The organism is Mycobacterium farcinogenes (assembly GCF_019739075.1).
GTDB lineage: Bacteria > Actinomycetota > Actinomycetes > Mycobacteriales > Mycobacteriaceae > Mycobacterium > Mycobacterium senegalense.
Genome location: NZ_CP081673.1, coordinates 4,345,666 through 4,365,450 on the forward strand (window position 1 = coordinate 4,345,666; position 19,785 = coordinate 4,365,450).

General features: G+C 65.9%; 18 protein-coding genes. 4 read left to right on the forward strand and 14 right to left on the reverse strand.

Annotated elements, in window-relative coordinates:
- The first annotated feature begins 349 nt into the window (after positions 1-349).
- Positions 350-1,813 carry a PE-PPE domain-containing protein gene (locus tag K6L26_RS20675; protein WP_221851412.1) on the forward strand — a complete coding sequence of 488 codons (1,464 nt, stop codon included), beginning with the start codon at positions 350-352 and terminating at the stop codon, positions 1,811-1,813.
- Between the two features lie 71 nt (positions 1,814-1,884).
- On the opposite strand, the gene smc is transcribed toward K6L26_RS20675, so the two are convergent.
- Genes smc through K6L26_RS20690 form a run of 3 tightly spaced genes read right to left on the reverse strand, consistent with a single transcriptional unit; the run spans position 1,885 to position 6,211 of the window.
- On the reverse strand, positions 1,885-5,472 hold the full coding sequence (smc, locus tag K6L26_RS20680; RefSeq protein WP_221851414.1) for a chromosome segregation protein SMC: 3,588 nt from the start codon (positions 5,470-5,472) through the stop codon (positions 1,885-1,887).
- A 26-nt stretch (positions 5,473-5,498) separates the two neighbouring features.
- Positions 5,499-5,807, reverse strand: coding sequence for an acylphosphatase (locus K6L26_RS20685; protein WP_221851416.1), 309 nt, complete (start codon positions 5,805-5,807; stop codon positions 5,499-5,501).
- Positions 5,804-6,211: an OsmC family protein gene (locus tag K6L26_RS20690; protein WP_019347331.1), complete on the reverse strand. Its 408-nt coding sequence runs from the start codon at positions 6,209-6,211 to the stop codon at positions 5,804-5,806. The genes K6L26_RS20685 and K6L26_RS20690 overlap by 4 nt, the downstream gene beginning before the upstream one ends.
- A gap of 139 nt (positions 6,212-6,350) precedes the next feature.
- Here K6L26_RS20690 and K6L26_RS20695 point away from each other — a divergent pair, with 139 nt between their 5' ends.
- The gene (locus tag K6L26_RS20695; RefSeq protein WP_019347330.1) at positions 6,351-7,178 is read left to right on the forward strand and encodes an Rv0361 family membrane protein; all 828 of its coding nucleotides are present in this window, start codon (positions 6,351-6,353) and stop codon (positions 7,176-7,178) included.
- Between the two features lie 22 nt (positions 7,179-7,200).
- Here the strand turns inward: K6L26_RS20695 and mutM are convergent, their stop codons facing one another.
- The 11 genes from mutM to K6L26_RS20750 form a co-directional block, all read right to left on the reverse strand.
- Positions 7,201-8,064 carry a bifunctional DNA-formamidopyrimidine glycosylase/DNA-(apurinic or apyrimidinic site) lyase gene (gene mutM, locus K6L26_RS20700; protein WP_036388243.1) on the reverse strand — a complete coding sequence of 288 codons (864 nt, stop codon included), beginning with the start codon at positions 8,062-8,064 and terminating at the stop codon, positions 7,201-7,203.
- A 6-nt stretch (positions 8,065-8,070) separates the two neighbouring features.
- Complete coding sequence (rnc, locus tag K6L26_RS20705) at positions 8,071-8,763, reverse strand: ribonuclease III (protein WP_019347328.1); 693 nt, start codon at positions 8,761-8,763, stop codon at positions 8,071-8,073.
- Positions 8,760-9,377 (reverse strand): YceD family protein, encoded by a 618-nt coding sequence (locus K6L26_RS20710; RefSeq protein WP_019347327.1) that lies wholly within the window; start codon positions 9,375-9,377, stop codon positions 8,760-8,762. The genes rnc and K6L26_RS20710 overlap by 4 nt, the downstream gene beginning before the upstream one ends.
- A gap of 64 nt (positions 9,378-9,441) precedes the next feature.
- Positions 9,442-10,179 (reverse strand): cell division protein SepIVA, encoded by a 738-nt coding sequence (sepIVA, locus tag K6L26_RS20715; RefSeq protein ID WP_019347326.1) that lies wholly within the window; start codon positions 10,177-10,179, stop codon positions 9,442-9,444.
- Positions 10,180-10,297: 118 nt separating this feature from the next.
- Positions 10,298-10,864, reverse strand: a complete 567-nt coding sequence (locus tag K6L26_RS20720; RefSeq protein WP_036388249.1) for a hemerythrin domain-containing protein — start codon at positions 10,862-10,864, stop codon at positions 10,298-10,300.
- Positions 10,865-10,947: 83 nt separating this feature from the next.
- Positions 10,948-11,424 (reverse strand): pantetheine-phosphate adenylyltransferase, encoded by a 477-nt coding sequence (coaD, locus tag K6L26_RS20725; RefSeq protein WP_019348855.1) that lies wholly within the window; start codon positions 11,422-11,424, stop codon positions 10,948-10,950.
- A gap of 40 nt (positions 11,425-11,464) precedes the next feature.
- Positions 11,465-12,019 (reverse strand): 16S rRNA (guanine(966)-N(2))-methyltransferase RsmD, encoded by a 555-nt coding sequence (gene rsmD, locus K6L26_RS20730; protein WP_084676653.1) that lies wholly within the window; start codon positions 12,017-12,019, stop codon positions 11,465-11,467.
- Positions 12,016-15,447: a pyruvate carboxylase gene (locus K6L26_RS20735; protein WP_221851418.1), complete on the reverse strand. Its 3,432-nt coding sequence runs from the start codon at positions 15,445-15,447 to the stop codon at positions 12,016-12,018. The genes rsmD and K6L26_RS20735 overlap by 4 nt, the downstream gene beginning before the upstream one ends.
- Positions 15,448-15,481: 34 nt before the next feature.
- Complete coding sequence (locus K6L26_RS20740; protein WP_221851420.1) at positions 15,482-16,105, reverse strand: vitamin K epoxide reductase family protein; 624 nt, start codon at positions 16,103-16,105, stop codon at positions 15,482-15,484.
- Entirely contained in the window at positions 16,102-16,929 is an 828-nt protein-coding gene (locus tag K6L26_RS20745; RefSeq protein WP_221851422.1) for a DsbA family protein, read from the reverse strand. The genes K6L26_RS20740 and K6L26_RS20745 overlap by 4 nt, the downstream gene beginning before the upstream one ends.
- A gap of 27 nt (positions 16,930-16,956) precedes the next feature.
- The gene (locus K6L26_RS20750) at positions 16,957-18,093 is read right to left on the reverse strand and encodes an alpha/beta hydrolase (RefSeq protein ID WP_221851423.1); all 1,137 of its coding nucleotides are present in this window, start codon (positions 18,091-18,093) and stop codon (positions 16,957-16,959) included.
- A gap of 13 nt (positions 18,094-18,106) precedes the next feature.
- On the opposite strand from K6L26_RS20750, the gene K6L26_RS20755 reads away from it, so the two are divergent.
- Together K6L26_RS20755 and K6L26_RS20760 are read left to right on the forward strand one after the other, a co-directional pair.
- Complete coding sequence (locus K6L26_RS20755) at positions 18,107-18,934, forward strand: aldo/keto reductase (RefSeq protein WP_085141146.1); 828 nt, start codon at positions 18,107-18,109, stop codon at positions 18,932-18,934.
- Positions 18,935-18,939: 5 nt separating this feature from the next.
- Positions 18,940-19,782 (forward strand): aldo/keto reductase, encoded by an 843-nt coding sequence (locus K6L26_RS20760; protein ID WP_064894572.1) that lies wholly within the window; start codon positions 18,940-18,942, stop codon positions 19,780-19,782.
- Positions 19,783-19,785 lie beyond the last annotated feature (3 nt).

The window sequence follows — 19,785 nt, forward strand, 5'->3', positions numbered from 1 at the left end:
AAGCTCCGCACATTCCCATCCCGGTGGGAAAGATCGGTATACCGTTCGGCGCGCAAGGACGGTACACTCACGTACCACCGTCGCATCTATTCGCCACCACATACGAACCAGCACGCACTGAATCCAGCCGTAGATATCCGCTACGGCTTAGCTGCGTGAAATTCTGATTCTTTCTGATTAAGCGTTGGGCTGCTCTTTCGGCATTCAGTTCCGAATTTTTTCAATTCGCTGACATCCGCAGCAAATGTGGTCCACGATCCAAAGCGGGTCGGGAATGACTTCAGCGTTTGGGCAGCATGCGGTCCTTCCCTTGGGATTTTTTGCGAAAAGTGGAGGACACAAGATGCACATGCGTGTGTTTCGGGGGTTGGCGCCGACGCTCGTCGCGGTGGCCGGAACGGTCGGGCTGGCGCTGACCGCGAGCATGACCACACTGGTGCAGCTGGCGGCTACGGCGCTCATCATGGGTGGCACCGGGATGAAAGCACTGGGAGATCCACACCAGTGGGGCGCAGGCACCTACCTGGACCAGGTGAACGGCACCTATCTGTCCGACCGGCACCTCGACGAGGACGACCTTTATTGGGTGTCGACGCCGGAGCATTTCTGGCCGGCGACCGGCCTGAGCGACGTCAGCTTCGACACCTCGGTGGCCCGCGGAGTTCTGAGCCTGAACAATGCCGTCCTGAGCACCCCGGGAGAGAAGATCGTCGTCGGCTATTCGCAAAGCGCCAACATCGCCACCCGGGAGAAGCGCAATCTGGCCGAACTCCGAACACAGGGCGCCACCGTTCCGGCCGCCGACGAACTGTCGTTCGTGTTCGTGGCCAACCCCAACCGCCCCAACGGAGGAATACTGGCCCGGTTCGAAGGCCTCTACATCCCACTGCTCGGGGTCAGTTTCGACGGCGCCACCCCGGACGACGAGTACCAGACGATCGACGTGGCGCGCGAATACGACTTGATCGCCGATTTCCCCAAGTACCCACTCAATCTGCTGGCCGATCTGAACGCCCTGATGGGCTACTTCTATCTGCATCCCAACTACGGGTCATCGGTGATCAACCTGAACGACCCGACCAGCTATCAGTCCTACACATCCGGCAACACCACCTACTACCTGGTGCACACCGAGCACCTGCCGCTGCTACAGCCGTTGCGCGGCACAGGAATTCTCGATCCCCTGCTCGACCTGGCCGAGCCGACCCTGCGGGTACTGATCGACCTCGCCTATGACCGCACGCCGGAGAACATGGGTGTACCGACCCGCGCGGGACTGATACCCCACATCGATCTCGACAAGTTGGCGTCGGACTTGGCCGCCGCAGCCGAGGAAGGTGTGCGCGATGCGCTTGCCGGCTTGGGCGTCCATACCGCCGATGGTTTCGATCACCGCACGGAAACCGTTACTGCGCCGGGTAAGCCGGCGGCCGCGGAGGAACCTCAGTCCGAGCCCACCCGGCGGGAGGCGACCAGCACGGACGCCGCAACAATCGACGGCACCGTCGCCGGCGCGGATACCGTCAAATCGGATCCGGAAGTAGACACCGAGGTGAAGGCCAAGACGCGGCCGAAGCCGCAAGCGACGGCCGAGCGAATCCGGCAGTCACTGCGGCACACGTTCTCGCCTACGACGTCCAACGGCGTCGATGATGACCGGTCAGGGGCTGACCGGCATGCGACCCTGAGGAGCCCCCGCTCAGGCGAAAGCGGTTCGGCCCGGACCAAATCCGCAACCGCGACGACGAAAAACGCCGGCCCCCACGATAAGCCGCGCCGTAGTCCGCGCGCCGCACGCTCCGACGCGGCATAGTCGCACGCTCGGCACAGTTTCCCGGCACCGCCCCTGCAGCGACAAGGACATTCGAGTAGCTCAGCACCGAATCAGCCTGAGCTGGCAGCCATCTCCTGCCCCCGCATCCGCTGCGAGATCACGGTGGTGATGCCGTCGCCGCGCATCGTCACACCGTAAAGCGCGTCGGCCACCTCCATGGTGGGCTTCTGGTGGGTGATCACGATCAGCTGAGACTTCTCCCGTAGCTGCTCGAAAAGGCTGATCAGCCGGCGCAGGTTCACATCGTCGAGCGCGGCCTCGACCTCGTCCATCACGTAGAACGGAGAAGGGCGGGCACGGAAGATCGCCACCAGCATCGCCACCGCGGTCAACGACTTCTCGCCACCGGACAGCAGCGACAGTCGTTTGATCTTCTTGCCCGGCGGTCTGGCCTCGACCTCGATGCCGGTGGTCAGCATGTCGGCCGGGTTGGTCAGCAGCAGGCGGCCTTCGCCGCCCGGGAACAGCGTGGAAAACACCTGCTCGAATTCGCGCTCCACATCGACGTAGGCCTCGGTGAACACCTGCAGGATGCGCGTATCGACATCAGCGATGACATCGAGCAGATCGGTGCGCGCGGCCTTGACGTCTTCGAGTTGGGTCGACAGGAAGTTGTAGCGCTCTTCCAGTGCCGCAAACTCTTCCAGCGCAAGAGGATTCACCCGGCCGAGCTCGGAGAGCTCACGTTCGGCCTTCTTGGCCCGACGCTCCTGGGTCGGCCGGTCGAACGGCATCGGGGCAGGCGCCATCACCTGTTCGCCGCGCTCACGCGCCTGCTCGTACTCGGCCATCTCCAGGTCGCTCGGCGGCAACGCGACCTGGGGCCCGTACTCGGCGATCAGGTCGGCTGCGGGCATCCCGAACTGTTCGAGCACCTGCGCTTCCAGTTGTTCTATCCGAAGCGCCGCTTGGGCTTTGGCCATCTCGTCACGGTGCAGGGAGTCGGTGAGCGCGGTGATCCGCGCGTTGAGCTCGGTGACCGTCTCGCGCACCTGCGACAGGGCGGTGGCACGCATCTGACGTTCGGTGGCCAGCTCGTCGCGCATCCGCGAAGCCACCGACACCACAGCGCTCAAGCGCTGGGCCACCACGCGTCCGGACTCCGAGACCGCAGCCGCCACCCGCGCCGCGTGTTCGCGCGCTTCCCGGGCCCGTTGCGCCCGCACCCGAGCCTCACGCTCGGCAGCAGCGGCCCGACGCAGCGAATCCGCGCGCCCGCGAACCGCATTCGCGCGCTCCTCGGCGGTACGCACCGCCAGCCGGGCCTCCACCTCAACCGAGCGGGCTGCCTCGGCCGCGGCGACCGAGGCCTGCCGGTCCACCGGCTCGGCCTCGAACATCGGCAGCTGTTCGGCGTTGTGCAGCCTCGACTCGAGTTCGGTGAGCTCCTCGACCGTATTGGTGCGCCCCGCCTCGAGCTCGTCGCGTTGGCGGATCAGCCGCTGGTACTCGTCATCGGCCCCGCGCGCATCTTGCCCAAGCCGGCCCAGTTGCTCGTAGATGGCCGAGATCGCGGCGTCGGACTCGTTGAGCGCGGCCATCGCCTCTTCGGCCGATTCCTGGCGGGCGGCCTGCTCGGTCAACGCCCCCGACAATGCCGCGGCCAGCTCACCGGTCTGCCTCTCGGCGATCTCCAGTTCCGCACGGGCCTTGTCGATCTCAGCGCTGATCTCGAGCGTGGACGGCTTGCGGTCGGACCCGCCGCTGATCCAGCCCGCGCCGACCAGGTCACCGTCCGCGGTCACCGCACGCAGGTCGGGTCGCCCGGATACCAGCTGCACCCCGGCTGCCAGGTCGCCCACCACCGCCACCCCGGCGAGCATCGCGGTGATCGCCGGACGCAACCGGTCCGGAACGGACACCACGTCATTGGCCCAGATCGCTCCGTCGGGAAGTACCCCTGACGGTGCCGATCCGTTGCCTTTCCAGTCCCCCAGCAGCAGGGCCGCCCGGCCACCGTCGGACTCCTTGAGCGCAGCCACAGCGGCCGCAGCCACCCCGAAATCCTCGGCCGCCAGTGCGTCGGCGGCGGCACCCAACACCGTGGCCACCGCCACCTCATGCCCCGGCTGCACCTTCAGGTATTCGCCGATACTGCCGAAAAGACCTGCGCCACTGTGGTTCTTCTGCAGCCAGGCGGCACCGTCACGCCGGTCCAGGCTGACCGAGAGCGCCTCGATACGGGCTCGCAGAGATGCCACCTGCCGTTCGGCGGCACGCTCGGCGGCCTGCAACTCGGCAACCCGTTCGTCGGCGAGCCGCAGCGCTGCCACCGAACGGTCATGCTGCTCGTCCAGACCCACCTCACCGGCGTCGAGTTCGCCGACGCGACTCTGCACGGTCTCGAATTCGGCTTTCGCCTGTTGGGCTTTGGCGGCGGCTTCCTCGATGTTGACCGACAGGCGCATCACCCCGTCGTCGATCGACTCGACGCGGGTGCGCATGGTGTCGACCTGACCGGCCAACCGGGCCAGACCTTCACGCCGATCGGCCTCGGCGCGCGCGGCAGCCAGATGTGCCCGCTCGGCCTCGGCGGCGAGCTGCTCACGCTCGGCCAGCTCGGCACGGGCGGTCTCCAAGACGATGCGCGATTCCTCGAGCTCACCGAGCAGCTCCATTTCGAGCTCGGCAACCTCGTCGGCCTCGGCTTCCAGCGCTTCGGGGTCCTGCCCGGTGGACACCTCGGTCTCGGCCTCGAACAACTGGGCCCGGTCGGTCGCGATGCGCACGGTCGCGCTCAGCCGTTCGGCCAGGGCCGAGGCTCGGAACCAGGTCTGCTGGGCCGCTTCGGCGCGACGGGTCAGTTCGGCGACGGCGGCCTCGTGCGCCTGCAGCTCGACGGTTGCGGCTTCCAACCGGACGGTCGCCTCGTCGTGCTCGCGACGCAGCGTGGTCTCGGCCTGGTTGGTGTTGTGGAACTCGACCTGGCGCCGCACCAGATCATCGGCGGCCAGCCGCAGCCGGGCATCGCGAAGATCGGCCTGGATCGTCGCCGCGCGACGCGCCATCTCGGCCTGACGGCCCAACGGCTTGAGCTGGCGGCGTAACTCGGTGGTCAGATCGGTCAGGCGGGCCAGGTTCGCCGCCATCGAGTCGAGCTTGCGGACCGCCTTTTCCTTGCGTTTGCGGTGTTTGAGAACCCCGGCGGCCTCCTCGATGAAGGCGCGGCGGTCCTCGGGACGCGACTCCAGGATCTCGGCGAGCTTGCCCTGGCCGACGATGACGTGCATCTCGCGGCCGATACCGGAGTCGCTGAGCAGCTCCTGGACATCCATCAGCCGGCAGCTGCTGCCGTTGATCTCGTATTCACCTGCGCCGTCACGGAACACGCGGCGGGTGATCGACACCTCGGAGTACTCGATGGGCAGCGCGTTGTCCGAGTTGTCGATGGTCAGCGTCACCTCGGCGCGGCCCAGCGGTGCCCGCGAGGACGTGCCGGCGAAGATGACGTCTTCCATCTTGCCGCCACGCAGGGTCTTGGCACCCTGCTCGCCCATCACCCAGGTCAGGGCGTCGACCACGTTCGACTTGCCCGACCCGTTCGGGCCGACGACGCAGGTGATGCCGGGTTCGAAGCGCAGAGTCGTCGGCGAAGCGAAGGACTTGAAGCCCTTCAGCGTCAGACTCTTGAGGTGCACGGCGATTTACCCTACCGCCGAGTCGGCTACCGTTCGCGAAACCCCGTCATCGTGGCGTCGGCATCGGTCCAATCTGCGACGACGTGATCCACCGACCCCGGCGTCTGCCCGCTGCTCAGCAGCTCAAGCAATCGCTGACATTTCTCGCGCGGCCCCTGGGCGATCACGTGCACGCGGCCGTCGGGCCGATTCGAAGCAAACCCGGTCAGGCCCAGCTCCAGCGCCCGCGACCGGGTCCACCACCGGAATCCCACGCCCTGCACATGACCGTGCACCCAGGCGCTCAGGCGCACCTCGGTATCGGGTCCGTTCGCGGGGAGTTCCGGTCCGGTCATCGAGTGGTGACTTCGAACTTCACCTCAGTGCCCGATTTGAGGGTACGGCCGACCGTGCAGACCTGGTCGATCGCTCGCTCGACCACCGTCAGCAAGCGGGCCACCTCGGTTTCGGAGAGGTTCGACAAGTCGATCTCGAGTTTCTCCTCCAGCAGCGGGTAACGCTCCTGCTCACGATCCGGCGGCCCGGACACCCGGATGGTCGCCGGATAATCGTCGCCCAGGCGGCGGCGCAGCGGCTGGTCGCTGGACATGCCGCTGCATGCCGCCAGGGCGATCTTCAGCAATTCACCCGGGGTGAACACGCCCTCGACATCCTCGCTGCCGATGAGTACCTCTGCACCGCGTGAACTACGCCCGACATACCTGCGTACACCGGTGCGGTCAACCCAAAGTTCGGTCATGCGGTATTTCTACACGTCCCCGGGAAGGGTTATTCCGGCGGTGACGACCGCCGACTCACCTCGATGCTCACGGTTCAACACGACGGCGGAGCACACGGCGACGATAGACTCGACGGACCGACTTTCGCCGAGGAGCACCGTGACCTATCCGCCGAGCAATCCGCCCACCCCGCCGTCGGGTTCTCCTGACCCGTGGCAGCAGCCGTACCAGCAGGGCGGGCCTCAGGGATATCCGAACACCGGTGGCAATCCTGCGCAGCCCTTCGGGGCGCCCCAGCAGCCGCAACAGCCGTACGGCTCACCTTTCGGGGGACCTCAGCCGTCGCAGCAGCCGCAACCGCCGTTCGGGGGGCCACAACAACCCTTCGGCGCACCGCAACAGCCTCAAGGCCCCTTCGGCGCACCGTATGGAGCCGCCCAGCAACCGTACGGAGCTCCCTATGGGGCTCAGCCTTACGGGGCACCACAGCAGCCGTACGGCTACCCCACTCCGCAGCCGCCCAAAGGTGGCAACGGCAAGTGGATCGCGATCGCCGCTGCGGTGCTCGCGGTGGTGGTAGTGGTCGGTGCGGTCCTCATCTTCGCGTTGGGCGGCGATTCGAAATCGAGCAGCCGCACCAGCGCGGGATCATCGTCGTCGAGCGAGACTTCCGAGGAACAGGAGGTCCGCGAATTCCTCGAGACGGTGATGGCGGACAAGGGCGACTTCAAGGACGCCCTGCCCTACTTCTGCCAGGCAGACCAGGACCTGTTCGAAAAGGTCGGCGGTTTGGACGCCATCGACATTCCCCACGACAACACCAGCGCTGACGAGACCGCACAGATCGACAAGATCACGGTGAACGGCGACAAGGCGACGGTGGATCTGTCTACCAGCAGAGGCGCAGCCAAGTTCTACCTGCGCAAGGAGGACGGATCGTGGAAGATCTGCATGACCGACTCGCCGGGCATGCCCAGCATGCCGTGAGCGGCGGCATGCAGCCGAGATATCAGCCCCGGGGACGGGGCTGACATTTCGGGCAGTAGAACGACGACCGGTTCATGAACTTGTCGCGGCGCATCACCGCACCGCACCGTCGGCACGGCTGACCTTCGCGACCGTAGGCATCCAAAGAGCGTTCGAAGTAACCGGATTCACCGTTGACGTTGACGTACAGCGAATCGAACGACGTCCCGCCCTGGCTCAGCGCATCGGTCATCACCTCTGCTGCGGCGTCGAGCAACTCGGCCAGCCGGCGGCGTGGTAGCAGTGCAGCGGTTCTGGCGCCGTTGATCTTGGTCCGCCACAGCGCCTCATCGGCGTAGATGTTGCCGATACCGGACACCACGGTCTGATCGAGTAGCTGGCGTTTGATCTCAGAGTGCTTACGCCGCAACACGTTGACCACGTGTTCGCGGTCGAACAGCGGGTCGAGCGGATCGCGGGCGACGTGCGCCACCGGTTGCGGCACCGCGGTGCCGTCGACCGTCACCAACTCGGCCAGCTGCCAGCCTCCGAACGTACGTTGGTCGACGAAGCTCAAGGCCGTACCGTCGTCGAGCAGCGCCGCGATCCGAAGGTGCCGATCGTCGCGGATCGGACCCAGCAGCATCTGACCGCTCATCCCCAGGTGCACCACCAAGGCGTCGGTCTCGTCGCCCTCGTCCTCCCCCAGCGTCAACCACAGGTATTTGCCGCGGCGACCGGTTCCGGTGATGCGGGCGCCGAGCAACCGGGCAGTCAGGTCAGCGGGGCCGGCCTCATGACGGCGTACGGCACGGGGATGATGCACCCGTACCGCCGAAATCGATTTGCCCGCAACATGTTCCTGCAAGCCGCGGCGGACTACCTCTACCTCGGGCAGCTCTGGCATCGGTGCTCACGCATTGTCGAGTGCATTCCACGCTGCCGCGGCAGCCTTGAGTTCGGCCTCTTTCTTGTTGCGCCCGACACCTCTGCCGTATTCGACATCGGCCACCACCACGACCGCCGAGAACTCCTTGTCGTGATCGGGTCCGGTCGAGGTGACCACATAGCTGGGAGCCCCGAGGCCCCGGGATGCGGTCAGCTCCTGCAAGCTGCTCTTCCAATCCAGCCCGGCACCCAGGGTCGGCGCCGTATCGAGCAGCTCACCGAACAACCGCAGGATCACCTCACGGGAAGTGGCCAGACCGTGCTGCAAATAGATTGCGCCGAGCAGGGATTCGACACCATCGGCGAGGATGCTCGACTTGTCGGCACCGCCGGAGTTCTCCTCGCCCTTGCCCAGGAACAGGTGGCTGCCGAGACCGCCGTCGGTGAGCCCCCGGCCGACATCGGCCAGCGCCTGGGTGTTGACGATGCTGGCGCGAAGCTTCGCCAGGTCGCCTTCCGAGCGTTCGGGATGGCGGTGGTAGAGCTCCTCGGTGATCGTCAATCCGAGCACCGCGTCGCCGAGAAACTCCAGCCGCTCGTTGGTCGGCACGCCGCCGTTCTCGTAGGAATAGCTGCGATGAGTCAACGCGATGGTGAGCAATTCTGCCGGTAGGTCGACGCCGAGCGCCTCCAGCAGATCCGCATGCGGGTCGGTCACTTGTCGCCCCTGGGCCGCTCTTCGTCGGGCAGCATCGCGGCAAGCTTCGCCCAGCGGGGATCGATCTTGTCGTGGTGATGTCCCGGCTCGGCGGTGGCCAGCGCAACTCCGCAGTCGGGGCACAAGCCTGGGCAGTCCGGACGGCACAACGGAGAGAACGGCAATGCCAGCCCGACAGCATCGATGATCGGCTGTTCCAGGTCGACGGTGTCGGCTTGACCGGAGCCACCGACCCGCCCCATCTCGTCGGCCTCGGTCGTCTCGTCGGTGGTGCTGTCGGGATACGCGTATAGCTCGGTCAGCTCGATCTGGACGTCGCCGGTGAGCTCGGTCAGGCAGCGCGCGCATTCACCGACGGTGGGTGCCGATACGGTTCCGCTGACCAGCACACCCTCTGAAACCGACTGCAACTGCAGGTCGAGTTCGAGTGGCGCCCCTTTCTCGATGGCGACCAACTCGACACCGATGCGTACCGGGCTGGGCACAGTCTCCTGGTACGGCAGGAAGGAACCCGGTCGCCGGCCCAGTCGGGAGACATCGATGACCAGCGGTGACCGGGAACCGGTGCGCTTTTCAGGCCCCTCCCGACCGGACGATTTCGCGTGCGTCGCCATGCATCGATCCTACGGCGGCGTCAGACCGCACCATGACGCAGTGCGTGCCGGCCCGGCGGCGTCGTCAGCGGGTGGCGTAGTCGTGTGTGCCCGCAGTCGTGCGCAGCTGGTGACGTCCCCGGCCGACGGAACGCAACGTGCCGTTGAGGAAGTCCTCGAACTCCGCCAGTTTGCTGTCGACGTAGATGTCGCATTCGCCGCGCAGCCGGTCGGCTTCGGCGTGCGCCGCGTCGATGAGACGGGTGGCCTCGGCCGTCGCCGTCGAGACGATCTCGGTCTGCGACACGAGGCGCTGCTGCTCCTTGATGCCCTCTTGCACGGCCTTCTCGTAAGACAGGTTGCCGTTCTCGATCAGGCGGTCGGCCTCAGCCTTGGCCCGGCCCGTGGTCGCGTCGTACTCGCGCTTGGCCACGGCCGCCTGCCGCGCAGCCTCTTCGCGCGCCTCGCCGACCATGCGCTCACTGTGCTGGCGAGCCTCGGCGACCATCCGATCCGCCTGGGCCTTGGCATCGGCCAGCAGCCGGTCGGCCTCACTCCTGGCGTGGTTGAGCATGCCGTCCGCATCGGCGTTGACCTTCGCCATCACCGACTCCGAATGCTCCTTGGCCTCACGCAACAGCGAGTCACGCGCATCGAGCACGTCCTGCGCATCGTCGAGTTCACCGGGGATGGCGTCCTTGATGTCATCGATCAGCTCGAGGACATCGCCGCGCGGAACCACGCAACCGGCGGTCATCGGCACACCGCGCGCTTCTTCGACGATCGCGCCGAGCTCGTCGAGCGCTTCAAAAACTCGGTACACGGCAAAACCCTCCAGGTCGTCGTTGTCAGTGACTAGTGTGCCTGGTGTTACGCCTGTGACTTGGGAGCACAATCGGTGTGTCGCCTGGGGTAGTCCTGAACCCGCCGCTACGGCAAAGTCACCGCATCGCCGCGGCAATCAGATCCCGTGCACGGTCGAGCATCGAGGCGAACGGTCCTACGGCGAAATTGAGCCCGGCCGACTCCACCCCGGGATGCGGACGGGTAGGAGCGATCGCCTCGGCCGCCTGCACAGCCTTGACCAGACGCTGGAGTTCATCAGCGTCGAGCTTTCGGTGCAGCTTGTTGAACTCTTCGTGTTCCTCGTGTTCGGCGTGGTCGACCACGGCGTCGCGGAACTTGGCGAGCTCGGTGAGGAATTCGGCGGAATCGAAGTCCATGCTCTCCAGCTTGGACAGCTGTTCCTTGGCGGCGTGCTCTTCGTGCAGGCGCGCGTCGACGATCTCGTCGCCGTCGGTCACCTCGCGGCGCACCCGCGGATGCACGACCATCTCCTCGGCGGTCTCGTGCACCGCCAGCAGTTGCCGCAATTCGACGAAGGCCTTTTCGCGGGCCTCGACGGTGGAGGCCGAGAACACCTCCTCGAACAAGTCTTTGATCAGGTTGTGCTGGTCCTTGAGGAACTTCACGACATCGTCGGTGGATTGAACGAATGTGTTGGGCACAGCGGAACCTCCGCGGATCGGGTTTCAGGTCGGGGCGCATGGGCTGAGCGCCACCCGATCCAGATACCCGTCGGCGGGCTGGGCTAACCGCCGAGTTTCTCCTGCAGCCGACGATTGACCGGCTCCGGGAGCAACGCCGAAACGTCACCGCCCAGGGAGGCGACCTCCTTGGCCAACGACGACGACACGAACGAGTACTGCGGCGTGGTGGCCACGAAGAACGTGTCGACGCCTGCGACATGTTTGTTCATCTGAGCCATCTGCAGCTCGTACTCGAAATCGGTGCCGGTGCGCAGCCCTTTGACGATCGCGGTCAGTCCCCGGGCCTTGACGAAGTCGACCACCAGGCCCTGCCCGGACTCGACCCGCAGATTCGGCAGGTGTGTCGTCGACTCTTCGATCATCGCCATCCGCTCGTCGAGATCGAACATCCCTTTCTTGTTGGGGTTCACCAGAACCGCCACCACGACCTCGTCGAACTGTGCGGCCGCACGCTCGAAGATGTCGACATGGCCAAGGGTTACCGGGTCGAAGGAGCCGGGGCATACCGCGCCACTCATGGGTGACGACGCTACAGGCCCCACCCCCGCGGCCGAGCCGCTAGGCCACTTCGGCGAGTTCGACCCGGGTATCGCCGTAGCGCCGCACGCTCAGCTCATCCCAGCCTGCCGGCCAGCTCACCGGCCCACTAGATGACCGCCGCTCCACCAGAACGAGGGTGCCCGCGGCTACCCAACCGGCGCTGGCCAGCGCCGCGAGCATCGCATCGACCGCGGCGTCATCCAGGTCGTACGGCGGGTCGGCGAACACCAGATCGACCGGCCGCGTAGCACCTCCGGCCAGTACCGTGTCGACATTGCCCCGGCGTACCGACGCGTTACGCACACCGAGCGCAGAAATGTTCTCGGCGATCACCGCGGCCGCGCGAGCATCCGCCTCGACGAAGGTCGCCGAGGTGGCGCCCCGCGAAAGTGCTTCCAGGCCAAGCGCTCCCGAACCGGCGTACAGATCCAGCACCGACAAGCCGGTGAAATCCACCCGCGCGGTCAACGCGTTGAACACTGCTTCGCGGACCCGGTCTGAAGTCGGCCGGGTACCGCTACGGGGCACCGCGATCCGACGGCCACCGAGCACCCCCGCGATGATGCGGGTCAGCTCGATCCCCCGGCCGCTTCGCTTTTGCCCGCCAAACCGGTCACCACTACCAGTAGGTCGCCGCCTTCGACTTGTGCGGTGGCGGACACGGCGACGCGTTGCACGGTGCCGGCTTTGGGGGCGGTGATGGCGGCTTCCATTTTCATCGCCTCGATGGTGGCGATGGTCGCGCCGGCCTCCACGGTGTCGCCTGCGGCGACCCCGACGGTGACCACCCCGGCGAACGGGGCGGCGACGTGATCGGGGTTGGTGCGATCAGCCTTCTCCGCGGTCGGGACCTCGCTGGCGATGCTGCGGTCACGCACGGTGATGGGTCGCAGTTGCCCGTTGAGGATGCACATCACCGTGCGCATGCCGCGCTCGTCGGCATCGGAGATCGCTTCCAGCCCGATCAGCAACTGCACCCCGCGTTCCAATTCGACGCGGTGTTCCTCGCCGTAACGCAGCCCGTAGAAGAACTGGTTGGCACTCAAACCCGAGGTGTCGCCGTATTCCTCACGGTGGGCCTCGAATTCCTTGGTCGGCCCAGGGAACAACAACCGGTTCAACGCCGCCTGACGTTTGGGCCCGGGTGCGGCCAGCAGCGCCTCATCCTCGACCGAGAGTTCCTGGATCGGCCTGGCCGGTCCCCGGCCCTCAAGAGCCTTGCTGCGCAACGGTTCGGGCCATCCCCCCGGCGGGTCACCCAGCTCGCCACGCAGGAATCCGATCACACTGTCGGGGATGTCGTAGCGGGCCGGATCGGCGGCGAACTCGGCGGCACTGACCCCCGCCCCCACCAACGCCAACGCCAGATCCCCGACCACCTTGCTCGACGGGGTCACCTTCACCAACCGGCCCAGCACCCGATCGGCTGCGGCGTAAGCGGTTTCGATCTCCTCGAATCGATCCCCCAACCCCAACGCGATGGCCTGCTGGCGCAGGTTGCTCAATTGCCCACCGGGAATCTCGTGGGTGTACACCCGCCCGGTCGGAAAAGGAGGACCCGACGCCGCAACATCGAAGGGTGCATAGACCTTGCGCAACGCCTCCCAGTAGGGCTCCAGATCACAGACCGCGTCCAGTGACAGGCCGGTGTCGAACGACGTGTGCGCCGCGGCGGCCACGATCGAGGACAACGCCGGCTGACTGGTCGTCCCGGCCAACGGTGCCGCCGCACCATCGACCGCCGAGGCCCCGGCCTGCCAGGCCGCCAGGTAGGTGGCCAACTGTCCACCGGGGGTGTCATGGGTGTGCACGTGCACCGGCAGATCAAAACGCGATCGCAACGCCGAGACCAACAGGTGCGCCGAGGCCGGGCGCAACAACCCGGCCATGTCCTTGATCGCCAGCACATGCGCGCCCGCCTCGACGATCTGCTCGGCCAGCTTCAGGTAATAGTCCAGGGTGTACAGATTCTCGGCAGGATCGGACAGATCGCCGGTGTAGGACATCGCGACCTCGGCGACCGCGGTGCCGGTTTCGCGGACCGCGTCGATCGCCGGACGCATCGACTCGATGTTGTTGAGCGCGTCGAAGATCCGGAAGATGTCGATGCCGGTTGCGGTGGCCTCTTGAACGAATGCCGAGGTCACCAACTCCGGATATGGGGTGTAGCCCACGGTGTTGCGCCCGCGCAGCAGCATCTGCAAACAAATGTTGGGCACCGCCTCCCGCAGGGCGGCCAGCCGCTCCCACGGGTCCTCTTTCAAAAACCGCAGCGCCACATCGTAGGTCGCGCCACCCCAGCACTCGATCGAGAGCAGCTGCGGCATCATCCGCGCCACATACGGCGCCACCTTCAACAAACCCGTCGACCGCAGCCGGGTAGCCAACAACGACTGATGCGCATCGCGGAACGTCGTATCCGTCACCCCGACAGCAGGCGAATCCTTGAGCCACTGGGCAAAGCCCTGCGGCCCCAACTCGACCAGCCGCTGCTTGGACCCCGCCGCCGGCGGCGCCTCCAAATCGATCACCGGCAACTTGTCCTGCGGGTACACCCCCGTCGGGCGTTCGCCGTTGGGCTTGTTCACCGTGACATCAGCCAGGTAATTCAAAATCTTGGTGCCGCGGTCAGCCGGGGTGTGCGCGGTCAACAGCTGCCGACGGTCATCGATGAACGACGTGGTGACCCGCCCGGCCCGGAAATCGGGGTCCTCGATCACCGCCTGCAAAAACGGAATGTTCGTCGACACCCCACGAATCCGGAACTCCGCCAACGCCCGGCGGGCACGCGCCACCGCGGTGGAGAAATCCCGACCCCGACACGTCAGCTTGACCAGCATCGAGTCGAAATGCGCCAACACCTCCGCGCCGACATTGGTACCGCCGTCCAGACGCACCCCCGCACCGCCAGGCGAGCGGTAGGCGGTGATCCGCCCGGTATCGGGACGGAATCCGTTGGCCGGATCCTCGGTCGTGATCCGGCACTGCATCGCCGCCCCGCGAATGACCAGCGAATCCTGGCTCAAACCCAGATCCGCCAGCGACTCACCGGCCGCGATCCGCAACTGCGAACCCACCAGGTCCACATCGGTGATCTCCTCGGTCACCGTGTGCTCCACCTGAATCCGCGGGTTGCACTCGATGAACACGTGATGGCCACGCTCATCGAGAAGAAACTCGATGGTGCCCGCACACGAGTACCCGATGTGCCGGGCCAGGGCCACCGCGTCCGCGCAGATCCGTTCGCGCAGTGCGGGATCCAGGTTCGGTGCCGGCGCCAGCTCGATCACCTTCTGATGCCGGCGCTGCACACTGCAATCCCGCTCGAACAAATGCATCACGTTGCCGGCCGTATCGGCCAGGATCTGCACCTCGATATGACGCGGGTTGATGACCGCCTGCTCCAGATACACCGCAGGGTCACCGAACGCGGACTCCGCCTCACGCGAAGCCGCCTCCACCGCCTCGGCCAACGCCTCAGGATCGGTGACCCGGCGCATCCCGCGCCCACCACCGCCGGACACCGCCTTGACGAACAGCGGGAATTCCATATCGGCTGCCGCAGCGACCAATTCATCCACCGACGACGACGGCGCCGAGGACGCCAACACCGGCAAGCCCGCTGCCCGCGCCGCCTCGATCGCCCGCGACTTGTTCCCCGTCAACTCCAACACCTGAGCCGAAGGCCCCACAAAGGTGATACCGGCCTGCGCACACGCCGACGCCAACTCCGGATTCTCCGACAAAAACCCGTAACCCGGATAAACCGCGTCGGCCCCGGAATGCTTAGCCACCCGGATGATCTCGTCCACCGACAAATACGCCCGCACCGGATGGCCGACCTCACCGATCTGATACGACTCGTCAGCCTTCAACCGATGCAACGAATTGCGATCCTCATACGGATACACCGCCACCGTCGCAATGCCCAACTCATAAGCAGCACGAAACGCACGGATCGCGATCTCGCCACGATTGGCGACCAGCAGTTTGGAAATCACGGGTAGACCTAACCGACAAGTTATTTCGGAAGTGTTACAGCAGCGTTGACCAGTATTCCCAGAAACGCACCAAGATCAACAGCACAAGTGAGGTGAACCAGATCGCCACGATCGACCAGCGCCACTGGTAGACCGCCCGGGCGACGGCATTGGTGTGCAACGGCCGAAGCGCGATGGAACTGGTGACCACCAACAGCGGGATGGTCACCGCCCACACCACCATGCAGTACGGGCACAGGGCGCCGATGCGGTAGAGGCTCTGGAAGATCAGCCAGTGCACCATGACCGCACCGAGCAGAGTCCCGGCCGCAAACCCGCCCCAGTACCAGCGGGGCAAGCGGACACCTGCGACTGCCAGCACGCCGGTGACCAGGGTGAGCGTGAATGCGACCACCCCGATCAGCGAATTGGGGAATCCGAAGACCGACGCCTGCGGGGTGGTCATCACCGAACCGCAGGAGATGACCGGGTTGATGCTGCAGGACGGGACATAGGACGGATCGATCAGCAGCTCGATCTTCTCGACCGTGAGTGCCAGCGCCGCCGCCAAACCGAGGACACCTGCGATGAGCACCCAGACGGCGCTGGCCTTGCCCACGGCTACGCCGCGGGGCTCTTCGGTTCCCACCTCGTCCAGTTCGGCGGCGGTGTCGCTCATGGGTTGGCCGGAGCCGGAGCGGGTGTGGCCGGAGCAGGCGCGGCGGGAGCCCCTGGAGCAGGCGCTGCCGGTGCGCCGGGGCCGGGCGCCGGGCCGTTCAACGCGGGCACGTCACCGACGATCTCTTTCACCTTCGCGATCAGCGCGTCAGGGGTGCTCGGGTTGTATTCCTCGCCGTTGAATTTGACGGTCGGAGTCGAGTTGATACCGGTGGCCGCGGCCATGCCCTGCACCATCTCCACGTAGCGCCCATTGGTGATGCAGTCGGGGACGTCCCCGGCCGCACCGGCCTGGCGGGCCAGCTCGATGATCCGGCCGTTGTCCGGGTAGACACCGCTGCCCTCCTCAGGCTGGATACCCGGGGTGAAAAGCGCGGAGTGGAAGCGGCGGAACGCTTCGACGGACTCGTCGGCGATGCAGTACGCAGCGCCACCGGCCCGGGACGAGTAGCCGTTGCCGGCTTTATCCAGAATCGCCACCATGTGGTAGTCGACGGCCACCGCACCGGAGTCGATGAGCTTGTTGATGGTCGGGCCGAACTGCTGCTCCAGATGACCGCAGGCGGGGCACAGGAAGTCCTCGAAGAGGCTCAGCGTCACCTTGGGCTCCGAAGTGCCCTCTTTGGTGATCACGTTGGGCGCTGCGACGTGCACGGCCCTGGCCTCACCGGAAGCCGGCCGCTTGTGGCCGGTCATCACGATGTAGAGCACCAGGCCGACGGCGAACAGCACCACCACGGCTGTCAGCCCGATCTGAACCCACAGGTTGCGCTTGCGGTCAGCCGCTTTGAGGTCGTACTTCGCGGTCTTCTTCGGTTTGGCCACGTCGACAAGCGTACCGGCGTCGACAGGTCAACTTTCGGCGTGGCTGAGATGTGCGCGCAGCGCGGAGATCATCGCCCCCGTGGCGGTGGCGCTGCCGCCGCCCAGAGGAAAGAAGCTGGCGAAAGCGTGGATCATCGAGCGCTCCTCACGGAGGTCGACAACCACCCCGGCGTCGCGCATCGCCCTGGCGTATCGGTTGCCCTCGTCCCGCAACGGATCGAAGCCCGCGGTGACCACCAGCGCCGGAGGTAAGCCGGACAGATCCTCGCTGAGCAGCGGTGACACCATCGGATCCTCGGCCGACACCTCAGCGCCGTCGAGGTAGTGCCCGGCGAACCAGTCCATGTCACGTTTCTTCAGGAAGTAGCCGTCGGCGAACAGCGTCTTGGATCGCGTGTCGCTCGACATGTCGGTGACCGGATAGAGCAGCAACTGCAGCGCCGGCAGCGGCAGTTCGGAATCGCGGGCCTGCTGGGTCACTACGGCGGCCAGGTTGCCGCCCGCACTGTCCCCGCCGACCATGATGCGCGTGGCACCCAGGCCGGCGGCGTGGTCGAGCGCCCAGCGGTAGGCGGCGTAGGCGTCGTCGACAGCAGCCGGTGCCTTGTGCTCGGGCGCGAGCCGATAGTCCACGGAGATGACCTGGATCCCGCCGTCCCGGCAGATCAACCGGCACAGACTGTCGTGGGTATCGAGGTCGCCGATCACGAAACCACCGCCGTGGAAGTACAGCAGCAACGCCGGTATCGCCGGGGAACCGCTGCCGTCGGGGACATACCGTCGCGCCCGCATCGGCCCGGCCGGCCCCGGAATCGAAATCTCGGTGACGTCCGCACGGATCCGGGTCTTCATCATTCCCGCTGTGACCGCCAGCGCCGCTCGGGAAACGGCGACACCGGATTCCGGACTGTAGTCGGCAACCAGTCCGCCGACTCCGGCCGCGTGTTGGGCGGCCAGTGTCAGCTGCAACGTCGTGTCCAGTGTGTTGCCGTCGACGGTCACCGACCGCCCGCCCAGCATCAGCCTCTTGAGCTGATCCGGGATCCGCGGGATCGCGGCCAAGGTCAATCCCGTGGCCCGCTCCAGCAGCTTCTGTTTGACCACATCCCAGCCATGACCATCATGTCCGCCTTCGACTGGTCCGCCTGGCAGACTTTCAGTCATGGCTGCTCCTTCTGTGAGTCCTCGTGTCACGCTCAACGACGGTAATTCGATACCGCAAGTCGGACTGGGGGTATGGCAGACCCCCGCCGAGGAGACCGAACGCGCGGTGACGGCCGCACTGCAGGCAGGCTATCGGCACATCGACACCGCGGCCGCCTACCGCAACGAGGCCGAGACCGGCCGCGGCCTGGCCAACTCCGGGGTCCCCCGCGACGAGGTGTTCCTGGTGACCAAGCTGTGGAACAGCGACCAGGGATATGACTCCACGCTGGCCGCGTTCGACGCGAGCCTGGATCGGCTGGGCGTCGACTATCTCGATCTGTATCTGATCCACTGGCCGGTACCCGCCAACAACGCCTATGTCGAGACGTTCAGGGCGTTCGCGCACCTGCACGATCAGGGCCGGGTCCGCTCTATCGGGGTGAGCAATTTCGAGCCCGAACATCTCAACGTGCTCATCGACTCCACCGGCATCGTGCCCGCGGTCAACCAGATCGAGTTGCACCCGCTACTACCGCAGCACGAGCTTCGTGAGGTGCACGCCAGGCTCGGCATCGCGACCGAGGCGTGGAGTCCGTTGGGGCAGGGGTCGCTGCTCACCGATCCGGTGATCACACAGATCGCCGAACGGCACGGTAAAACCCCCGCACAGGTACTGATTAGGTGGCATATCCATCTGGGTAATATCGTCATCCCGAAGTCGGTGAACCCCGAGCGGATTGTCAGCAATTTCGACGTGTTCGATTTCGATCTGGACGAAACGGACATGGCGGCCATCGCCACGTTGGAGACAGACACCCGCCTGGGTCCCGATCCGCGAACCTTCAACTTCACAGGATAGGTGACATGACCTCCTCGGACGGGGCTGCGATTCCCACCGTCACGCTCAACGACGAACGCACGATCCCCGTGGTCGGCCTGGGCGTCGGCGGTCTCTCGGACTCTGAGGCCGAGCGCGTGGTGTCCGCGGCGCTGGAGGCCGGCCACCGGTTGATCGACACCGCGGCGGCCTACGGCAACGAAGCCGGTGTCGGGCGCGCCATCGCGGCGTCGGGCATACCCCGCGAGGAAATCTCGGTCACCACCAAACTGGCCATCACCGATCACGGCTTCCAGTCCTCCCAGAACGCCGCACGAGCCAGCCTCGAACGGCTGGGCCTGGACTATGTCGACCTCTACCTGATCCATTGGCCGGGCAACGATGTCGGCAAGTACGTCGACAGCTGGGGTGGCCTGATGGCGCTCAAGCAGCAGGGATTGGCGCGCTCCACCGGCGTGTCCAATTTCAGCCCCGAGAATCTCTCGACGATCGTCGACCTGACGTTCACGGCGCCCGCGGTCAATCAAATCGAGCTGCACCCGTTGCTGAATCAGAGCGACTGGCGGGCAGCCAACGCCCGCTACAACGTCGTCACGGAGGCCTACAGCCCCCTCGGCGTCGGCAATCTGCTCGACAACCCGGCGGTCACGGCCATCGCCGAGGCGCACGGCAAGACGCCGGCGCAGGTGCTGATCCGCTGGAGCATCCAGCTGGGCAACATCGTGATCTCCCGATCGACCGATCCCGAGCGCATCGCGTCCAATTTCGACGTGTTCGGTTTCGAGCTGACGGGCGAACAGATGGACAGCCTCAACGGTCTCGACGACGGCACCCGGTTCCGGCCGGACCCGGCGACTTTCACGGGCTGACCG

Excerpts from the sequence above, each read along its gene's own strand:
- K6L26_RS20675 (WP_221851412.1), top strand. The coding sequence starts at position 350 with ATGCGTGTGTTTCGGGGGTTGGCGCCGACGCTCGTCGCGGTGGCCGGA.
- K6L26_RS20685 (WP_221851416.1), bottom strand. The coding sequence starts at position 5,807 with ATGACCGGACCGGAACTCCCCGCGAACGGACCCGATACCGAGGTGCGC.
- K6L26_RS20690 (WP_019347331.1), bottom strand. The coding sequence starts at position 6,211 with ATGACCGAACTTTGGGTTGACCGCACCGGTGTACGCAGGTATGTCGGG.
- mutM (WP_036388243.1), bottom strand. The coding sequence starts at position 8,064 with ATGCCAGAGCTGCCCGAGGTAGAGGTAGTCCGCCGCGGCTTGCAGGAA.
- K6L26_RS20710 (WP_019347327.1), bottom strand. The coding sequence starts at position 9,377 with ATGGCGACGCACGCGAAATCGTCCGGTCGGGAGGGGCCTGAAAAGCGC.
- coaD (WP_019348855.1), bottom strand. The coding sequence starts at position 11,424 with ATGAGTGGCGCGGTATGCCCCGGCTCCTTCGACCCGGTAACCCTTGGC.
- K6L26_RS20740 (WP_221851420.1), bottom strand. The coding sequence starts at position 16,105 with ATGAGCGACACCGCCGCCGAACTGGACGAGGTGGGAACCGAAGAGCCC.
- K6L26_RS20750 (WP_221851423.1), bottom strand. The coding sequence starts at position 18,093 with ATGACTGAAAGTCTGCCAGGCGGACCAGTCGAAGGCGGACATGATGGT.
- K6L26_RS20760 (WP_064894572.1), top strand. The coding sequence starts at position 18,940 with ATGACCTCCTCGGACGGGGCTGCGATTCCCACCGTCACGCTCAACGAC.